The sequence below is a fragment of the Paenibacillus amylolyticus genome (assembly GCF_051136285.1).
Classification (GTDB): domain Bacteria; phylum Bacillota; class Bacilli; order Paenibacillales; family Paenibacillaceae; genus Paenibacillus; species Paenibacillus amylolyticus_F.
Window position 1 is genome coordinate 408,164 of the sequence record NZ_CP194938.1, and the last position, 15,150, is coordinate 423,313.

A 15,150-nucleotide genomic window follows, 5' to 3' on the forward strand; every position below is an offset into this window, starting at 1 on the left:
TCTCCCCTAGATGTCAATTTTAATGCCTAAATTTCGGTCCTCTGCAGTCTGTAACGCCATTTTTGCTGCATATATATCCAGAATCGCCATACCTGTCGCATCAAATATAGTGATTTGTTCGTTTGAGGTTCTTCCCTCTATTTTCCCTAGTATCAAATCGCCGATCTCACCGCTTATATGGCTTTCTGTAATCTTGCCTTCCTTCAGCGGTATTTCAACCTCACCCACTTGCATACAGTGTTCTTTATCATCTACAAATAGGCATGCTAGTGACATCAGGCTGGAATCAATCTCCTGTTTCCCTATCATATCTGCACCTATGCAAGAAATATGTGTGCCTTCCCTGACCCATTCCTTCTTAATGATTGGTGTTCTCGATGAGGTTACGGTGATGATAATATCACTGCTTTTCACGGCGTGTTCCAGCGATTCGGCTGCTGCAAATGTAACGTTCTCTATGTTCATACCAAATTCAGATTGAAGTCTGTGTGGTATTGCGTCAACAAAAGAACTCAGCTTTTCTTGATCCCTGGCGGCAACACAAACTGTATTCAAGTTCGGAAGCACAGACAAGGCGCAGGCGATCTGGAAGATCGCTTGGTTTCCAGAGCCTACAACAAGCAGAGTTTCAGAATCCTGTCTTGCTAGATACTTTGCCCCGATCGCTCCCGAAGCGCCTGTTCGTATGCCAGTAATAAAGGAGGCCTCGGTTATTCCTAAGGGTCTGCCTGTTTCGGCATCAAATACGTTTATGAGTCCTGTTAAGGTGGGGAGCTGCTTCGCTTCATTCTCGGCAAACCATGTAATGGTTTTATGTCCGAATACCTTTTCACCCTTCAAATACCCTGATTTGATGTCCATATCTGCCTTGCCTGGAACAAAATCATAAAAGATCGTTGGCCAAGTCTCCGTGTTATGTTTACTCCTAGCCTTGTAGACTGTTTCTACTAGATGTATCACCTGCGGTACATTCAATCCTTGTCTGACATCGTTATCACTTAAAAATCGCACCTGGTATGCCTCCTTCTTTATCAAAAAAAGCATTGAATCTCATCCCTCCTACATTACGTAGGCCCTAGTGGGGATTGAGACTCAATGCTTTAATCGTTTTTACCCGGGGATAAAAACAAGCATAATATCAAATTTGTAGCTTTATTTTAGCTGAATTTTGTGGAGAATACAACGATAACTCTCAGCTGCATGGAATACTGTTTTACCTTCAGCGCTAAACAAGATTCCTGTGGGGATATCAGCCTAAGTACTCGTTTTAGAGTTTTGGTTTACATAACTTTAACTATGGAATCTTTTGTGGATTTCACTCGCCCGAAGTAAAACGTATACGCTTCTCCAATGCTCGTGGCATGTGTCCTTATGTAAATGTTAAAATGACTATCGGCAAATATCGCCGACAGTCATGCTTTTAGTCCGTAGTATTCTTCTCTTCATATTCGCTTGATATTTCTTTGAGCGATCTGATTTTACCATGAGGGTGCTGTTCTTGCTTCCGTGACTTCCAAGCAGCTTCCTGCCTTTTCTTCTGGCGAGCCATACAAGATCTCCTCCTCAGGAAATGAGAATTTTACTACTTCTGTAGGATGTCATTAACAAGTTGCTTTCATTCGCATGAAACTGACGAAAATACATATTCATTCTTTTGCCGGAGGTGGTCTTTCTCTAGCCTTGGCACAATATTTATTAGAGCAGGGATTGCCGCAGCCTAAGGACATTATTCTACTCTCTCCGTGGCTGGATATCACCCTAAATAACCCGCAAGTCCTTGCCATGATAGATAAAGAGCCCATGTTGAATTGGGAGATGCTGGTTGAAGCTGGAAAGAGGTACGCTGGTGAAACATCTCGTTCATATTTATTTAGTGAGTCCGATTCATGGAGAAATTAAAAATCTGGGTAAGATTTCCGTGTTTATTGGTACACATGAACTTTTCCTTCCGGATGCTCGAAAATTCAGAGAAAAAGCTGCTCGTCAGTTGGTTGACATAAACTATTTTGAGTATCCCAAAATGAATCAACTATTCCCCGTATTTCCGATACTGAAGCGAAAAAGGCGCTTAAACAGATTATAGACATTATCCAAAATAAGCAGAAGCATCAATAACATTTTAGAAAAAAGACATTGTAAAAAAGTCTAATCTAAACCAAAATTTAAAAAAGCCGCTATAGAGCGGCTTTTCTAAACATCCTGAGCACTTTCCTCTAATTACTCGGTTCGTTCAGTTCGTTAGGTATCATTAGATTTTGTGCTAAATTCTACTTTGTTGAAGGATGAATGTCGCGGATCAGCAAGATTCCATCGTACTGATCACGAGGGATCATCTTTTCATCCAATACGCGTGAAACAATTCGAGCGACCTGAATTTAACGCGCAATATAAACCACCAACGGACGAATTACAGGAAGCTGTGTGTAAACTATGGTCAGACATACTTCATCTTAACCCGATAGGAATACATGATACCTTCTTTGATTTAGGCGGGAATTCGATACTAGCCGCCAAGATGCTTATTCAATTAGAACGGTTTCTTGAGAAGAATACTTCAGCTCCTTCCCGACACATTCGCGCGAGTCTTCAAGCAAATGGGTTGCGGAACAGTTAGTGTGGGAAGCTAAAATGCGTGGAGTTCCTGTTACGGTGCTTAGACCAGGATTTATTATGGGGGATACAGAAACTGGAGCTTGTAATACAGAAGATTATATGGCGAAGCTGATCAAGGGCTGTATTCAGCTGAAATCTTATCCTGATTTACCGAACCAACGTAAAGAATTTGCACCTGTTAATGTTGTCGCGAGAGCTGTAATAGGCATATGCAGTAATCCGGATAACTTTAATCGCGCGTACCATCTCGTTCCACCCTATCAGAGGTCACTGGAAACTAAATCTCTTTTTTGAAAAAATCAAGCTTGAATTAGGTTATGAGATTGAGAAGAAAAGCTATTGGAATTGGTTAACATCACTTATTAAAGATAGCGATCACATGAATAACGCATTAATGCTGTTTCTTTCTATGCTTGCAGAGAAAGTTGAGCAAGATAAGAGTATCTGGGAGCTATACGAAAACATGCCGAAGTACGACTCCTCTAATACACAACATGCTTTGGATTCTTTGGGGATTTATTTTCCGGAAATCAACACCGATTTGATGAAACGTTATTTTAATTATATGAAGAATGTCGGGGTTCCTAGAAAGACGCTTGAAAAGATAAGTATCCAATTGAAAAATTTTAAACTGCGCTCCTATTGTTTCTTGGTGTTGAGAAGAAGGTGCGCAGTTTAATTCCCTGCTGATGTTATCCCACAGCAATTGAGCCTGACATAATGAGTTGTAAAAAATGATGTAAATCTTCTGCCACTTGTGTAACCTCTTCGAATTCAGGCTCTTCCCCGCTTACAACCGCACCAATTTCATTGGATAGATCAATGGCATAAAAGGAATATCCATCATGAACAGACACCATGAATGGCAGATAATGATCCCACCATGTCGTTATTTCTGATCTCCATGCCGCATCATCTATTGCTGCTTCCAGGCTGATTAATTCAAATTCATTCCATTGGAATTCAGAATCGGAGCTATTGTTGTAGTCAGCCTCGCACAGGAACCAGGTCTGCTCGCTTGGTGTCACGCATTGTTTAACCACATGCAAAAACGCTGTATATTCCGGGGGCATATTCGTGTATCTTGTGATTAACCGATGATCCAGATTGAGGCCAGGTTCAGATTTAAGAGTTACAATCCAACCATTTGACTCAGCCCAAGTCACAAATTCCAGAATGATTTTATCCATATCGTATAGTCCCCCTTCCTCACAAGATTTTCTCTCGAACGATCGAGCATAGCATAGCGTAGCCATCAGAGACATAAGAGCTACAGTTCACCTTCATCCTTAAAATGAAAATGTTCGTGATGGATCGACTCCATTCCTGCCAGCTTACCCGTTTTTTTGTGGTAAAAGGCAAAGTTATGATTCAGCGGCAATCGCAGCAATTGATAATTGTGATCTCGGGGTAAAGAATGAATTTCTTTCAAGCCGGCCTCCCTCGTGCCGTACATGCCGATAGGAAAGAAGTCAGGAAAGGGTGCAGAGGCATCTGCTACAAATATTCCCCAAACGAATTCAGTCAAATGATTCATCTCTTTTCTGTAAAATGATCTGCTGCTGCTTGCTCAATCGTTATTCCTTTTGTGTACCGTTCCATAAATCGGGCGAATCCGTTCACATCAGTAATATCCGGATCAATCCTCATTGCTTCGACGTCACGAAATACGTTCAGATTGAGGTAATCGGTTAAGCTTTGGTTGTTCTCCTTACCAATCATATAGGAAGCCAATACGGCTATACCCCATGCACCGCCCTCACCAGCAGTCGGCATGACAGATACGGGAACGTTAAGTGCGGCTGCACACATTTTCTGGCCAACCAGGGGCGTCTTGAATAATCCGCCATGTGCCAAGATATGGTCAACCTTTACACTTTCTCTTTGAGTTAAAATGTCCATTCCGACTCTTAATGCGCCAAACGCACTGAACAGATGTGTTCTCATAAAATTAGCGAGTGTAAATCGGCTCTCTGGAGTACGAACAAATAACGGACGTCCTTGAGTTACGCCAGTAATTTTCTCTCCCGAGTAGTAACCATAACTCAGCAAACCGCCTCCATCCGGGTCTGCTTCGAGCGCTTTATTAAACAAAACATGAAACAGATGACTAGCGTCAGCTTTATATCCGAATGCATCACAAAATTCATGAAACAATCTGACCCATGCATTAATATCACTAGTGCAGTTGTTGGCAAGAACCATACCTACTGGGCTTCCATCAGGTGTAGTTACAATGTCAATCTCGGGATATACCCCGATATCTTTGTCCAGAACAATCATAGCAAAAATAGACGTGCCTGCAGATATACTACCGCTGTAAGGTTGGATACTGTTCGTAGCCACCATGCCTGTTCCGGCATCCCCTTCTGGAGGGCAGAATGGAATGCCGGCTTGCAGATCGCCTTCCGGGTCAATGAGACGCGCACCAGCTTCATGAAGATAACCCGCATGATCACCGGCCGAATATACAGTAGGTAAAAGATCTTCCAGTTTCCATGGGTAATCTCTATGGCTTATCAATTCGTTAAACTGTTCAATCATCTCTTCATTGTACCCTCTTGTCGACCTGTTGATTGGGAACATGCCTGATGCATCCCCCACACCTAGCGCTTTATGGCCTGTTAGAAGAAAGTGCATGTAACCCGACAACGTTGTCATATAGTTAATCTTCCTTACATGTTCTTCATGGTTTAAGATGGCTTGGTACAGATGCGCAATACTCCAGCGCTCTGGAATTTTATACTGGAATTCCCGGGTTAAGAATGCTGCTGCAGTAGTCGTTGTGATATTACGCCAAGTACGAAATGGAACTAACAGTTCCCCTGCTCTATCCAAAACAAGGTAACCTTGCATCATGCCGGATAGTCCGATGCAGCCTATTCTGTTCAGTGTTATTCCATAATTCATCCAAACCTGCTGCTTTAGTTGAGCATACACGTCTTGTAACCCTTGAACCATCTCATTAGGGTGATAGGTCCAGTATTGATTATTCCATTGATTTTCCCATTCATAACTTGTGGAAGCAATGATTTCAAACTTGTTATTGATCAAAATAGCCTTGATCCGTGTTGATCCAAATTCAATGCCAAGCGAGGTGTCTCCACTGACGATCGCTCGTTTAAAATATTTATCCATTACGGGCGCGCACCACCTTTTAAAAGAGTGATATCGTATGAATTGAATAACTTGGTGTGATAATAACATGTTTAGCACACTTTGTATATTGGATAAACTAAGTTTTGACTATGAAATGTAAGAAAGACATCCTCAATTCTCACCTGCCTAAAATGGATGTAAAACAACATTTTTGGCAAATGATAATAAGACATGTCAATCCCCCATCCATATGTCCTATCAATTACTTTAGGTATTACATGGAGCCGGCGTTTACCATTTGTTTGGCCTGTATACGGCCTGCCTGTAACAGATCATCACTGAGCTTTGAATCACTGACTGCACGTGCCAAAGCAAGAGTACCCACCATACTGCTTACTAGTGCATATCCAGAAGAGGCATCCATTCCGGCCATATTTGTAATAAACGCGATATAACGTTGCAACTCTTGCGTGTAAGCTTGCCGAATATCCTCCGATAATTGGGAAATCTCTCCTGACAGTGCAGGTAAGATACAACCGACTTCCGTTTGATCTCGATGCAAGGAGCTCAAATAAAAATCAATGACAGCCTCAATCGGAGGCTGATCTTCGTTTTTATTTTTATCAGCAACTTTTTGCAACATTTCGATGGTGTCACTAATAGCAAAATGGCAAGTCTCCATCACAAGCTGATCTTTGTTTTCAAAATGCGAGTAAAATCCCCCATGTGTCAGTCCAGCACCTTTCATAATATGTGGAAGACTTATATTCCGCACGCCATGGGTTCGAAATGCTTTAGCGGCGCTAATAATAATATGGTTCCGGACTTTGAGTTTGTGGCCTTTCGGATAAGGCATCCTGCTTCCTCTCCTTTTTTGTTTTCTCTATGTCTGTATTTAAGGATCGTTTTTCAAAATATTATATTTATCATATTATTTAATGTCAATTCATAGATCAACATCTTCTGCGGAGGAAGAGTGATTATAAATGGAGTATTGACTCCCTTAAAATATGATGACTATAATATATTATGATCATCATATTTTATTTTGGAGGTACCCTTATGAAGGCACTAGAAGTAGTAGATACCCTGGTCATTGGATCAGGGCCCGGAGGTTATGTGGCTGCACTGCGTTCGTCACAATTAGGTAAGAAAACAGCCATTGTAGAGCGTCAGCAGATCGGAGGTGTATGCACGCATGTAGGTTGTATTCCTTCCAAAGCGCTAATTGGTGAAGCGGATCGTTTTACCTTACGCAGGCAATGGGGTTCTGTTGACAATGGTGTTTCCTATCAGGAGGCTCAGGCTTTCAAGCAAGCCGTGGTGGATAAGCAGTCTGGAGGGGTTCGGTTTTTGCTTAAAACGGCTAGTGTGACTGTACTGAAAGGAGAAGCAAGCTTGATTGATGCACATACTGCCGCAATTCATCATGTTGAAGATGGTGAGCGTCGAATAAGCTTTAAACATCTCATACTGGCAACCGGTTCGCGTCCAATTGAAATAAGTGCTCTTCCCTTCGGCGGACGTATTCTCTCATCCACCGAAGCGCTATCGCTGACCGAAATTCCGGATAGTCTCGTTGTGGTTGGCGGCGGTTATATTGGCGTGGAGCTGGGGCAGATGTTTGCGAGATTTGGAACCAAAGTTACGATGCTTGAGGGAAGTGAACAGATCATGCCCGGATTCGAAGCAGAGCTGGTTGAGCCTGTTATTCGTCAACTGAAAAAGGATGGCATAACCATCTTAACCGGAGCTAAGGTTACAGGAGCAGACCAGTATACGAGTCACATCGATCTCCACTATATAAGTCAGAATGAACGCCAAGTTGTTCAAGCGGAATATGCGTTAATTACGGTAGGCAGAAAACCGAACACAGATGGAACCTTAGGTCTTGAAAATATAGGTCTCTCCCTTACTCCACAAGGGTTGATCGAGATTGACGGGCAGTGCAGAACATCCATCCCACATATTTATGCTATTGGAGATATCGTTCAAGGCCCTGCTTTAGCTCATAAAGCTTCGTATGAAGCAAAAATTGCAGCAGAGGCTATCGCGGGTAAACCCTCTATCATCGACTACAAGGCGATTCCGTTAGTTGTGTTTTCTCATCCGGAGATCACTAGCGTTGGTCTTAGCGAGACAGAGTGTAAGCAAAAATCCATTCCCATTGTTGTTGGAAAATCTGTTTTTTCTATCAATGGCCGTGCACTTGCTCTAAAGGAAACCGAAGGTTTTATGAAGATTGTAGCTCACGCTACATCGGGTCTTGTATTAGGTACACAGATTGTCGGGGCTGAAGCTTCTACGCTGATCTCAGAGTTGTCTCTTGCTATTGAAATGGGAGCTACGGTGGAAGATTTGGCAATGACCATTCATCCTCATCCAACGCTGGGAGAAATCATTATGGAAGCTGCAGAACAAGCTTGTCGTCGAGTGAAAAAATGATAACTAGGGAGAGAACATCATGAGATTCAAATGGGACTTGTATATTCCGGAATCACAGATACTGTACCCTTCATTTCTCGTAATGGGTATTCAATTAACACCGCTTGCGTTTCCATCCTTTTTTCAGGTTACTGCATAGAATGAATAATCGCCGCAAACCTGTTCAAACAATAGGATGCGGCGATTTGTACTGTGAAGTTGTGTAGTTTTTGTATCTTGCTTCTCAGTTCTTTTGTGGTTCATTATCCTGAGGAGTTTCTACAGCTCTTCTCCCCAAGTTCATGGACAGCTGTACACTAATCATTAGCAGTACAATGACCAGCATGGCCATAATAGATATGTAAAACTGTCCGCTAAGATCAAAGATCCGTCCTATAATAAGTGGGCCGAAAGCACCCATGATGTAACCTCCCATTTGTGACATCGCTGACCACGTTCCTGCTTCTTCCGGCGTATTTGTTGCCATAATGGGCAGCATCAGCGCTAGCGGAAACAATCCACCGGCACCGATACCGAGAAAAAGAACTGCTGGAAGCATCGGCACTGGTGACAAGAGTAACACAAGACCGATGAGTTCAGACACACTGCACAAGACAAGCCATTGTTTGATCTTCCCCGAGCGATTTACAAGATTCGGAATCAATAACGCGACAGGAACTTGAATCAATGTGAACACGGTTAGAAGTAACGCGGCATGTTGTGAACTGTATCCAAAGCTAAGGGCAATGGGTGAAATCCATGCCGTCAAGCTATAGAACATGCTGGCCATGAAACCAAAAAACAAGGTGAATTGAATTGCTTTTTTGTTACCCAGCGGTAATCTGAGACGTTTTATATCACTGCTGGAAGGTTTATTTTTTCGAATAAGTCCAATCCAGAAGAATACAGCAACGATCCCCAAAATAGCCCAACAGGACAAAGCAAATGAAAGATTATGCTGACGTTGTGTGTAAATCGGAATGGTCAACCCAGATGCCAGGGCCGCTCCAATTGTCATGGATACGGAGTAAATACTGACTATGCCAGGGTTTGCCGGGAAATACTTTTTAATAAAGCTGGACAACAATGGCCCGGCAAGACTAATACCAATCCCACCGACCAACGCGGTAACGATCAAAATAGTAACAGATGGATCTACACTGCGGAGTGCAGTGGCGAGTGTAATGAGAAAAAGCGAGATGAAAATAGTTCGCTCCAAACCGAGACGCTGACTTAACGTTGTGGTGGCTGGGGCGAACAGTCCCATGCACAGGACGGGCAATGTAGTCATCAGGCTTGCTGTTAATGCGCTGATACCCAGTTCCGCTTGAATCATACTCATCATGGATGCCACAGAAGTAATGATGGGACGCAGATTCAATGCTGCGAAGAATAGAGCTAATAAATAAAATGTTTTTTTCACCTTTCTCTTCCTCCTGAATCTTGTTGAATTAAATATGAGTATAAAGCCGTCTGTTTCATTGATCAATCCAATAATTCGTATTATAATGATAGTAAAATACTATTATTATGCGAAGGATAAAAGATGGATACACGAAATATAACTTATTTTATGGCGGTTTTTGAGCATCTTCATTTCACGAACGCGGCAGAGATTCTGGGCATTTCACAACCTACGCTTAGTCAGCAGATCCGTCTGCTGGAGGCGGAAGTGGGTATGCCTCTTTTTGATAGAATTGGAAAAAAAGTCGTTGCAACCGAGGCAGGCAGACTTCTCCATCAATACGGCATGAAAATGATTCAGGCTGAAATGGATGCAAAAAGTGCGATTCAAGAGCTGCGATCGGAGAAGCGCGGAACGGTTCGACTCGCTGTGTTACCCTCTGATCTTGATTTTCAACTCGTTCCGCTGTTCGTGGAATTTAAGACAAGGTACCCGGACACCAAACTGCAGGCTTTCTCAACGATCTATGTACGAGACGAAGTATTAACACATAAAGTGGATCTTGGCATCGGGCTACGTGGCCCCAAGGATAAACGCCTCGTGCAGATCCCTTTGGGGAGCGAACCTTATGAACTATTTGTTCATTCATCGAGTGATCTTGCGAAAAGACATGAAATAACCCTTGAAGAATTGACACAGCTTGCGCTGGTCATGTACCCCAAAGGGTATATAGGCAGAGATTTGGTGGATGAGGTTTTCCGGGAACAAGGCTTGGAGTTAACTACGGTGATGGAGGCTGGTTCTGCATCATCCCTGTTGCAGCTCGTAGCTGCTGGCATTGGTGCCACGATTCAGCCGAGGGAACTGTTAAAGCAGCATTCGGGTTGGGAAGATATTGTAACGATACCTATTGCGGGGGACGCACCTGTTCGGCACATGGAGCTGACATATTACGCTGATCGGTTCATCAGTAAAGCGCAGCAACAGCTAGCGGAATGGTTGATCGAGTTTTTTAAATTAAAAACGAACTGAGGTTTATTTATGAGTGTCAATACGCGATATTGCAATCGGAATGGTTAAATATGCGTCAGTAATCCGTTTTAAAGATATTGGTTTTTATAATCAAAAAGAAGCTGATTGTCATTGTTTTAATGGGGTGATGACTTTATTAGGTACCCACCCCTTCTCACCTTCAGTCGTGTGCACAAGACTCCATTCGTTCAGCTCAAGTTCTTTCTGGACGATCATACCAGGAGTCACGTTCAATTCGTATGCAGCGTAGTCCTCCTTTACTTTTGTCATAAGTTCTTCATTCGGTGTGCTCAGTATTTGCTTCGGCACCCAACCACGCTTTTTAGATTCAATAGATTCACAAAAAATCCAGTTCGGAAATTCAGTATCTTCCTCTCCGTAATGAACAATATCTCCCTTAGCCAACACAATAGGGTCTGGATAATTCGACTGATGCGGGTGAATTACCTTGTATTGCTTCATATGTACTCCCTCCAGAATGTAGTTCTTTAAGAAGTGAAACCAACGATCAGGACAATTCTTCTTTTTTGTGATAAATGGCGCATTGTCCATAGGCGCGAAGGAAGGCACGTACCCCTTCAGTGATGATTCGTTTGGTTTGTTCATCGTGCAAATTCCCGATTTTTTTCGGTTGATTAAATACCATTAAAAACGTTAATGCGGCGAAATGCTTTGTAGCCAGTTCAGGATCGGGCACATTAAGCAGTCCGTTTTCTCCAAACTCGGTAAACCTCCTGATCAGCCCCTCTTCCGTTGCGTTGTCTAACTTTTCTAAAAAAGAGATGGGTAGGTTGGCTTCTTCCATCGTAACTAGACGGATCAAAGCACTGTAATCAGAAGAACCGTTCGCAGAAACTACGAATTGTTCACAGAACAAAATAAGGGCCTGCTCCAAATCCTCGAATTCCGAGAGGTAGTCTGATATCCCTTGTTTGATCATGTCCAAAACTGCCCCACTGGTTTCTTCTACAACAGCCAGCAGTAAGTTTTGTTTGTCACCATAATAATCATAAACTGTCCGTTTGGAAACGCCTGCTTTAGCTGCGACCGCATCAACACTGGAACGATCAAACCCATCTGAGAGAAACAAATCTCTTGCCGCCGCCATAATTTTAGCTCTTTTGTCAGAAGAGCCTTTGCGGACTTTTTTGATTTCCGTAGTATTCATCCTTAAGCTTCCCCCCTATGACTATACTATCAAAAATGAGTTGCACTTTACAAATTACACTGCACGGTGTAGTTTAGTTAATGTTACCTACCAAATCCGTAATCAAGGAGGAATTTACTTATGAACACACCACAGTCTTTTGTTGATGTTCTCATTGTTGGGGCTGGACCAACAGGTCTGACACTTGCCTGCGACCTTGCCCGTCGAAACGTAGACCATCGGATTATCGAACGAAGCACCTTGTATAACGTAGCATCTCGTGCCAAAGGGATTCAGCCCCGTTCGCTTGAAGTCGTTGATGATTTAGACGCCGTTCGTTACATTATGGACACAGGTCTCGTGGATTTACCTGTGCGCTATTATACCGAAGATGGCAAAAGTATGGTTAAGCCTTCTATTACCGTTACGGCCAGTGCTGAACTGGGATCCCCCTATCCAGATCCGGTCTGGATTGCTCAATTTGATGTGGAAAAGGCATTACGTGACCAATATACAATGTTTGGTGGTAAAGTTGAGCTGGATATGGAAGCTGTAGGACTTGTTCAAGACTTGGAGGGTGTACAGGTAACAGTGAATACACCAGTAGGAAAAGAGCAAATTCATGCCCGTTATGTGGTTGGCGCTGATGGTGGCAAAAGTAATATTCGCAAGTTTATCCAACTTCCGTTGGTTGGGAAGACACACGATCATGAACGGTGGTATCTTGGCGATGTGCGTTTGGAAGGATTGGATCGTGATCATATCCATATCTGGACTTCTCCGGAGGGGATGGTCGGAGTGACACCTTTACCTAAATCCGACATTTGGCAATTGCAAGCTACCATTCCGTCCGATATCAAGGAACCGGAAAAGCCGTCTTTAGAAGTGTATCAGGAGTTGTTTAACCGACGAGCAGGTGCTGGATATGTTCGGATTATGGATGCCTTATGGCTATCTATCTACCGGATCAACGTCCGAATGATTGAATGTTACCGCAGCGGTCGGGTTTTTCTTGCCGGCGATGCCGCGCATGTTCACTCACCAGCCGGAGGGCAAGGCATGAATACTGGGATACAGGACGCTTACAACCTAGGATGGAAACTAGAATCCGTCATACGCGGAGCAAACACCACCCTGCTGGACACCTATGATGAAGAACGTCGTCCTGTGGCTCAAGTGGTGCTTGAGGATAGCACAAAAAAAATGGGGGCTATCTTAGGAACAGCGACTGAACGTGGAGCATTATCCCAATCTTTGAGCAACATATCCGATGATCTAACGAGCGGGCTTCTTATTTCCTATCGTTTAAGTTCTCTTACCCGCCCCTCTCTTCAAGCCAATGTTACCCGTTCATTGCCTGGAGATCGTGCTCCTAATGCCGAGGGCCTGCAAAGTGCTGAGTTCACAGGAGATGTCTTTGACCTGTTGCGCGGCTCACACTGGACTCTTTTAGCTTTTGTAAACCGTACAGATCACCTTTCTCAACAGGGCTTCACTTTTGATGAACTCCACACGCATTGCATTGTGCCATCACATGTGGAAGGAGAAGAATGTATCATTGACACGGCAGGTAATGCCTATCAAATGTACGATGTTACAAGCGAAACGCTTATATTGATTCGTCCCGACGGATACATCGCATTACGTACTTCCATTGAGGACAGCGCATTGATTCTACAATACCTGAACTCTATTTATCGCGCGAACTAATTAAAACTAGGTTATATGTTGGAAGCTCCTGATGCTCAACCTAAAGATGGCCCCCGTGAAAACAGGAGCCATCTTCTTCATTTTTTATGATGTGGAATAACGAAAATAATCAAAATCAGCATGTTTACGAGTTCCGCCGAGATCCTGCACACAGAGACCAATATAGGTTCCCGTGAACCGGATGTATTCTGGGGATTCATCACACAGATGGGTAATATCCGTCCACTCACCAACCTGAATCCATGATGCTACATGATCTCCTAACGCATAGTAAAAGCAAGAACGATCATGCTTAATCACGGCTTTTAAACGAATGCGACTCCCCGATTGCAATGGAATGTCCTCCACAAGTTCATCATATACCCCATACTTGGAGTGGATGATGCCAAGGCACAATCCCTTTTCTTCATGAAACGTTACTCTTAGGTAGAGATAATCCTGCGTGTCGTAATAGAGAATCAGTCCTGCCATCTGCTGTGGATGATCCGGTGCGAATTCCAGACATGTTTCGACTTCACACTCAAAATCCTGTAGTCTGCGTGCGATCATGCTTTGTCTGTGTGTTGAACTCATCGATTCCATCCCATACAAGCGTAAATAGCCAGGACGTTCAGACAGTGTAAGCCACGTTGTGTCAGGCGGAATACGAAGAGTATTCCAGTCGTGACGAAGTTCAGCCTGATCAAAGTGATCCATCTCATCTGCGATTTCCAACGGTTGCGGTTTGATCTTTGGAGCTGTTACCTGAAGCTCTGGATATCGATCTCCGCTTGCTAACCTTAACCATCCATCCTCGTTCCACGTACAACGCTGCAGAGCTGTCTCACGTCCAAGGATACAGTGTTTCTCCAGCACAGGTCTGCCCACCAGATGTGCCATATACCATTCGCCCGTATGTGTCTCAATGAGACTTCCGTGTCCCGCCTTTTGCAACAGTAAATCCGGCCTGCCTTCTGAAGTGAGCATCGGATTGCTTGGATCAACTTCATACGGGCCTTGTAATGTACGTGAACGGGCAACCGTCACCGCATGCTCATAACCCGTTCCGCCTTCAGCTGTAACCAAGTAATAATAACCGTTGTGTTTATACAGATGTGGCGCTTCTGTCAGTCCCAGTTCCGTCCCCTTAAAAATGTTGACGGCAGTTCCGACCAGTTTTTGCTCCTGAAGCGAATATTCCTGAAGTACAATGCCTGCAAAGCGGTTTTTACCTTTGCGGTGATCCCAGATCATATTGAGCAGCCACTTGCGTCCATCTTCATCATGAAACAGAGAAGGATCGAAGCCGCTGCTGTTCAGGTAGATCGGATCTGACCATGGGCCTTCAATATCCGTTGTGGTCACAAGATAATTGTGAGTGTCTTTAAAAGCACCTACCCTACTCTTCACATCGGTATATATCAGATAAAACACACCGTTATCATAGCTTAGACAAGGCGCCCATACGCCTCCAGAGTTAATATTTCCCTCCATGTTTAACTGGGATATTCGAGTCAATGGTGAAGGTAACGCACGCCAATGAACCAAATCCCTGGAGTGGTGAATGCGTACACCCGGAAACCATTCGAAGGTGGATGTAGCGATATAATAATCTTCTCCTGCACGGCATATGGAAGGATCGGGATGAAAGCCGGTTAGAATGGGATTGGTAATCATGGTTGTGGATGTATTCATGAAAGCAACCTCCGGTAAAATTAATAGCTATAAAACATTGCTGGCT

17 protein-coding genes are annotated in these 15,150 nt (G+C 43.6%); 7 read left to right on the forward strand and 10 right to left on the reverse strand.

Translation table 11 applies throughout. The features are described 5' to 3' along the window. Nucleotides 1-6 precede the first annotated feature (6 nt). Both ACR8BL_RS01870 and ACR8BL_RS01875 read right to left on the reverse strand, forming a co-directional pair. A complete protein-coding gene (locus tag ACR8BL_RS01870) occupies nucleotides 7-1,044 on the reverse strand; it encodes an ornithine cyclodeaminase family protein (RefSeq protein WP_434751035.1) in 1,038 nt (345 codons plus the stop codon). A 376-nt stretch (nucleotides 1,045-1,420) separates the two neighbouring features. Continuing rightward, on the reverse strand, nucleotides 1,421-1,549 hold the full coding sequence (locus tag ACR8BL_RS01875; RefSeq protein ID WP_222128654.1) for a DUF6254 family protein: 129 nt from the start codon (nucleotides 1,547-1,549) through the stop codon (nucleotides 1,421-1,423). Between the two features lie 74 nt (nucleotides 1,550-1,623). Between ACR8BL_RS01875 and ACR8BL_RS01880 the strand changes: the two genes are divergently transcribed. The 4 genes from ACR8BL_RS01880 to ACR8BL_RS01895 all read left to right on the forward strand — a co-directional run bounded on the left by ACR8BL_RS01880 (nucleotide 1,624) and on the right by ACR8BL_RS01895 (nucleotide 3,292). Next, on the forward strand, nucleotides 1,624-1,899 hold the full coding sequence (locus ACR8BL_RS01880; RefSeq protein ID WP_434751036.1) for an alpha/beta hydrolase fold domain-containing protein: 276 nt from the start codon (nucleotides 1,624-1,626) through the stop codon (nucleotides 1,897-1,899). Between the two features lie 520 nt (nucleotides 1,900-2,419). After that, nucleotides 2,420-2,614, forward strand: coding sequence for a phosphopantetheine-binding protein (locus tag ACR8BL_RS01885; protein ID WP_434752979.1), 195 nt, complete (start codon nucleotides 2,420-2,422; stop codon nucleotides 2,612-2,614). 14 nt (nucleotides 2,615-2,628) lie between these two features. Next, the gene (locus tag ACR8BL_RS01890) at nucleotides 2,629-2,907 is read left to right on the forward strand and encodes an SDR family oxidoreductase (RefSeq protein WP_434756533.1); all 279 of its coding nucleotides are present in this window, start codon (nucleotides 2,629-2,631) and stop codon (nucleotides 2,905-2,907) included. 85 nt (nucleotides 2,908-2,992) lie between these two features. Next, complete coding sequence (locus ACR8BL_RS01895) at nucleotides 2,993-3,292, forward strand: hypothetical protein (protein WP_434751038.1); 300 nt, start codon at nucleotides 2,993-2,995, stop codon at nucleotides 3,290-3,292. A 13-nt stretch (nucleotides 3,293-3,305) separates the two neighbouring features. On the opposite strand, the gene ACR8BL_RS01900 is transcribed toward ACR8BL_RS01895, so the two are convergent. The 4 genes from ACR8BL_RS01900 to ACR8BL_RS01915 form a co-directional block, all read right to left on the reverse strand. Beyond that, on the reverse strand, nucleotides 3,306-3,803 hold the full coding sequence (locus ACR8BL_RS01900) for an SMI1/KNR4 family protein (protein ID WP_434751039.1): 498 nt from the start codon (nucleotides 3,801-3,803) through the stop codon (nucleotides 3,306-3,308). Nucleotides 3,804-3,883: 80 nt separating this feature from the next. Further along, complete coding sequence (locus ACR8BL_RS01905; RefSeq protein ID WP_434751040.1) at nucleotides 3,884-4,150, reverse strand: hypothetical protein; 267 nt, start codon at nucleotides 4,148-4,150, stop codon at nucleotides 3,884-3,886. Next, nucleotides 4,147-5,751: a xylulokinase gene (locus tag ACR8BL_RS01910; RefSeq protein WP_434751041.1), complete on the reverse strand. Its 1,605-nt coding sequence runs from the start codon at nucleotides 5,749-5,751 to the stop codon at nucleotides 4,147-4,149. Before ACR8BL_RS01910 ends, ACR8BL_RS01905 begins: the two co-directional genes overlap by 4 nt. A gap of 235 nt (nucleotides 5,752-5,986) precedes the next feature. Beyond that, nucleotides 5,987-6,568: a TetR/AcrR family transcriptional regulator gene (locus ACR8BL_RS01915; protein ID WP_434751042.1), complete on the reverse strand. Its 582-nt coding sequence runs from the start codon at nucleotides 6,566-6,568 to the stop codon at nucleotides 5,987-5,989. A gap of 206 nt (nucleotides 6,569-6,774) precedes the next feature. Here ACR8BL_RS01915 and lpdA point away from each other — a divergent pair, with 206 nt between their 5' ends. Beyond that, nucleotides 6,775-8,157, forward strand: coding sequence for a dihydrolipoyl dehydrogenase (lpdA, locus tag ACR8BL_RS01920; RefSeq protein WP_434751043.1), 1,383 nt, complete (start codon nucleotides 6,775-6,777; stop codon nucleotides 8,155-8,157). 223 nt (nucleotides 8,158-8,380) lie between these two features. Here the strand turns inward: lpdA and ACR8BL_RS01925 are convergent, their stop codons facing one another. Further along, nucleotides 8,381-9,559 carry an MFS transporter gene (locus ACR8BL_RS01925; protein WP_434751044.1) on the reverse strand — a complete coding sequence of 393 codons (1,179 nt, stop codon included), beginning with the start codon at nucleotides 9,557-9,559 and terminating at the stop codon, nucleotides 8,381-8,383. Nucleotides 9,560-9,682: 123 nt separating this feature from the next. On the opposite strand from ACR8BL_RS01925, the gene ACR8BL_RS01930 reads away from it, so the two are divergent. Continuing rightward, a complete protein-coding gene (locus ACR8BL_RS01930; protein ID WP_434751045.1) occupies nucleotides 9,683-10,573 on the forward strand; it encodes a LysR family transcriptional regulator in 891 nt (296 codons plus the stop codon). Nucleotides 10,574-10,681: 108 nt separating this feature from the next. On the opposite strand, the gene ACR8BL_RS01935 is transcribed toward ACR8BL_RS01930, so the two are convergent. Further along, nucleotides 10,682-11,035, reverse strand: coding sequence for an SH3 domain-containing protein (locus ACR8BL_RS01935; protein WP_434751046.1), 354 nt, complete (start codon nucleotides 11,033-11,035; stop codon nucleotides 10,682-10,684). Between the two features lie 46 nt (nucleotides 11,036-11,081). Beyond that, nucleotides 11,082-11,741, reverse strand: a complete 660-nt coding sequence (locus ACR8BL_RS01940) for a TetR/AcrR family transcriptional regulator (protein WP_434751047.1) — start codon at nucleotides 11,739-11,741, stop codon at nucleotides 11,082-11,084. 120 nt (nucleotides 11,742-11,861) lie between these two features. Between ACR8BL_RS01940 and ACR8BL_RS01945 the strand changes: the two genes are divergently transcribed. Beyond that, nucleotides 11,862-13,430, forward strand: coding sequence for an FAD-dependent monooxygenase (locus tag ACR8BL_RS01945; RefSeq protein ID WP_434751048.1), 1,569 nt, complete (start codon nucleotides 11,862-11,864; stop codon nucleotides 13,428-13,430). Between the two features lie 84 nt (nucleotides 13,431-13,514). On the opposite strand, the gene ACR8BL_RS01950 is transcribed toward ACR8BL_RS01945, so the two are convergent. Next, nucleotides 13,515-15,104 (reverse strand): glycoside hydrolase family 43 protein, encoded by a 1,590-nt coding sequence (locus ACR8BL_RS01950; RefSeq protein WP_434751049.1) that lies wholly within the window; start codon nucleotides 15,102-15,104, stop codon nucleotides 13,515-13,517. Nucleotides 15,105-15,150 lie beyond the last annotated feature (46 nt).

What these genes read in the sequence shown, in the direction of transcription:
- ACR8BL_RS01935 (WP_434751046.1), bottom strand. Translation starts at nt 11,035, where the DNA reads ATGAAGCAATACAAGGTAATTCACCCGCATCAGTCGAATTATCCAGAC.
- ACR8BL_RS01915 (WP_434751042.1), bottom strand. Translation starts at nt 6,568, where the DNA reads ATGCCTTATCCGAAAGGCCACAAACTCAAAGTCCGGAACCATATTATT.
- ACR8BL_RS01895 (WP_434751038.1), top strand. Translation starts at nt 2,993, where the DNA reads ATGAATAACGCATTAATGCTGTTTCTTTCTATGCTTGCAGAGAAAGTT.
- lpdA (WP_434751043.1), top strand. Translation starts at nt 6,775, where the DNA reads ATGAAGGCACTAGAAGTAGTAGATACCCTGGTCATTGGATCAGGGCCC.
- ACR8BL_RS01930 (WP_434751045.1), top strand. Translation starts at nt 9,683, where the DNA reads ATGGATACACGAAATATAACTTATTTTATGGCGGTTTTTGAGCATCTT.
- ACR8BL_RS01890 (WP_434756533.1), top strand. Translation starts at nt 2,629, where the DNA reads ATGCGTGGAGTTCCTGTTACGGTGCTTAGACCAGGATTTATTATGGGG.
- ACR8BL_RS01870 (WP_434751035.1), bottom strand. Translation starts at nt 1,044, where the DNA reads ATGCTTTTTTTGATAAAGAAGGAGGCATACCAGGTGCGATTTTTAAGT.
- ACR8BL_RS01940 (WP_434751047.1), bottom strand. Translation starts at nt 11,741, where the DNA reads ATGAATACTACGGAAATCAAAAAAGTCCGCAAAGGCTCTTCTGACAAA.
- ACR8BL_RS01905 (WP_434751040.1), bottom strand. Translation starts at nt 4,150, where the DNA reads ATGAATCATTTGACTGAATTCGTTTGGGGAATATTTGTAGCAGATGCC.
- ACR8BL_RS01900 (WP_434751039.1), bottom strand. Translation starts at nt 3,803, where the DNA reads ATGGATAAAATCATTCTGGAATTTGTGACTTGGGCTGAGTCAAATGGT.
- ACR8BL_RS01945 (WP_434751048.1), top strand. Translation starts at nt 11,862, where the DNA reads ATGAACACACCACAGTCTTTTGTTGATGTTCTCATTGTTGGGGCTGGA.
- ACR8BL_RS01910 (WP_434751041.1), bottom strand. Translation starts at nt 5,751, where the DNA reads ATGGATAAATATTTTAAACGAGCGATCGTCAGTGGAGACACCTCGCTT.
- ACR8BL_RS01950 (WP_434751049.1), bottom strand. Translation starts at nt 15,104, where the DNA reads ATGAATACATCCACAACCATGATTACCAATCCCATTCTAACCGGCTTT.
- ACR8BL_RS01875 (WP_222128654.1), bottom strand. Translation starts at nt 1,549, where the DNA reads ATGGCTCGCCAGAAGAAAAGGCAGGAAGCTGCTTGGAAGTCACGGAAG.
- ACR8BL_RS01880 (WP_434751036.1), top strand. Translation starts at nt 1,624, where the DNA reads ATGAAACTGACGAAAATACATATTCATTCTTTTGCCGGAGGTGGTCTT.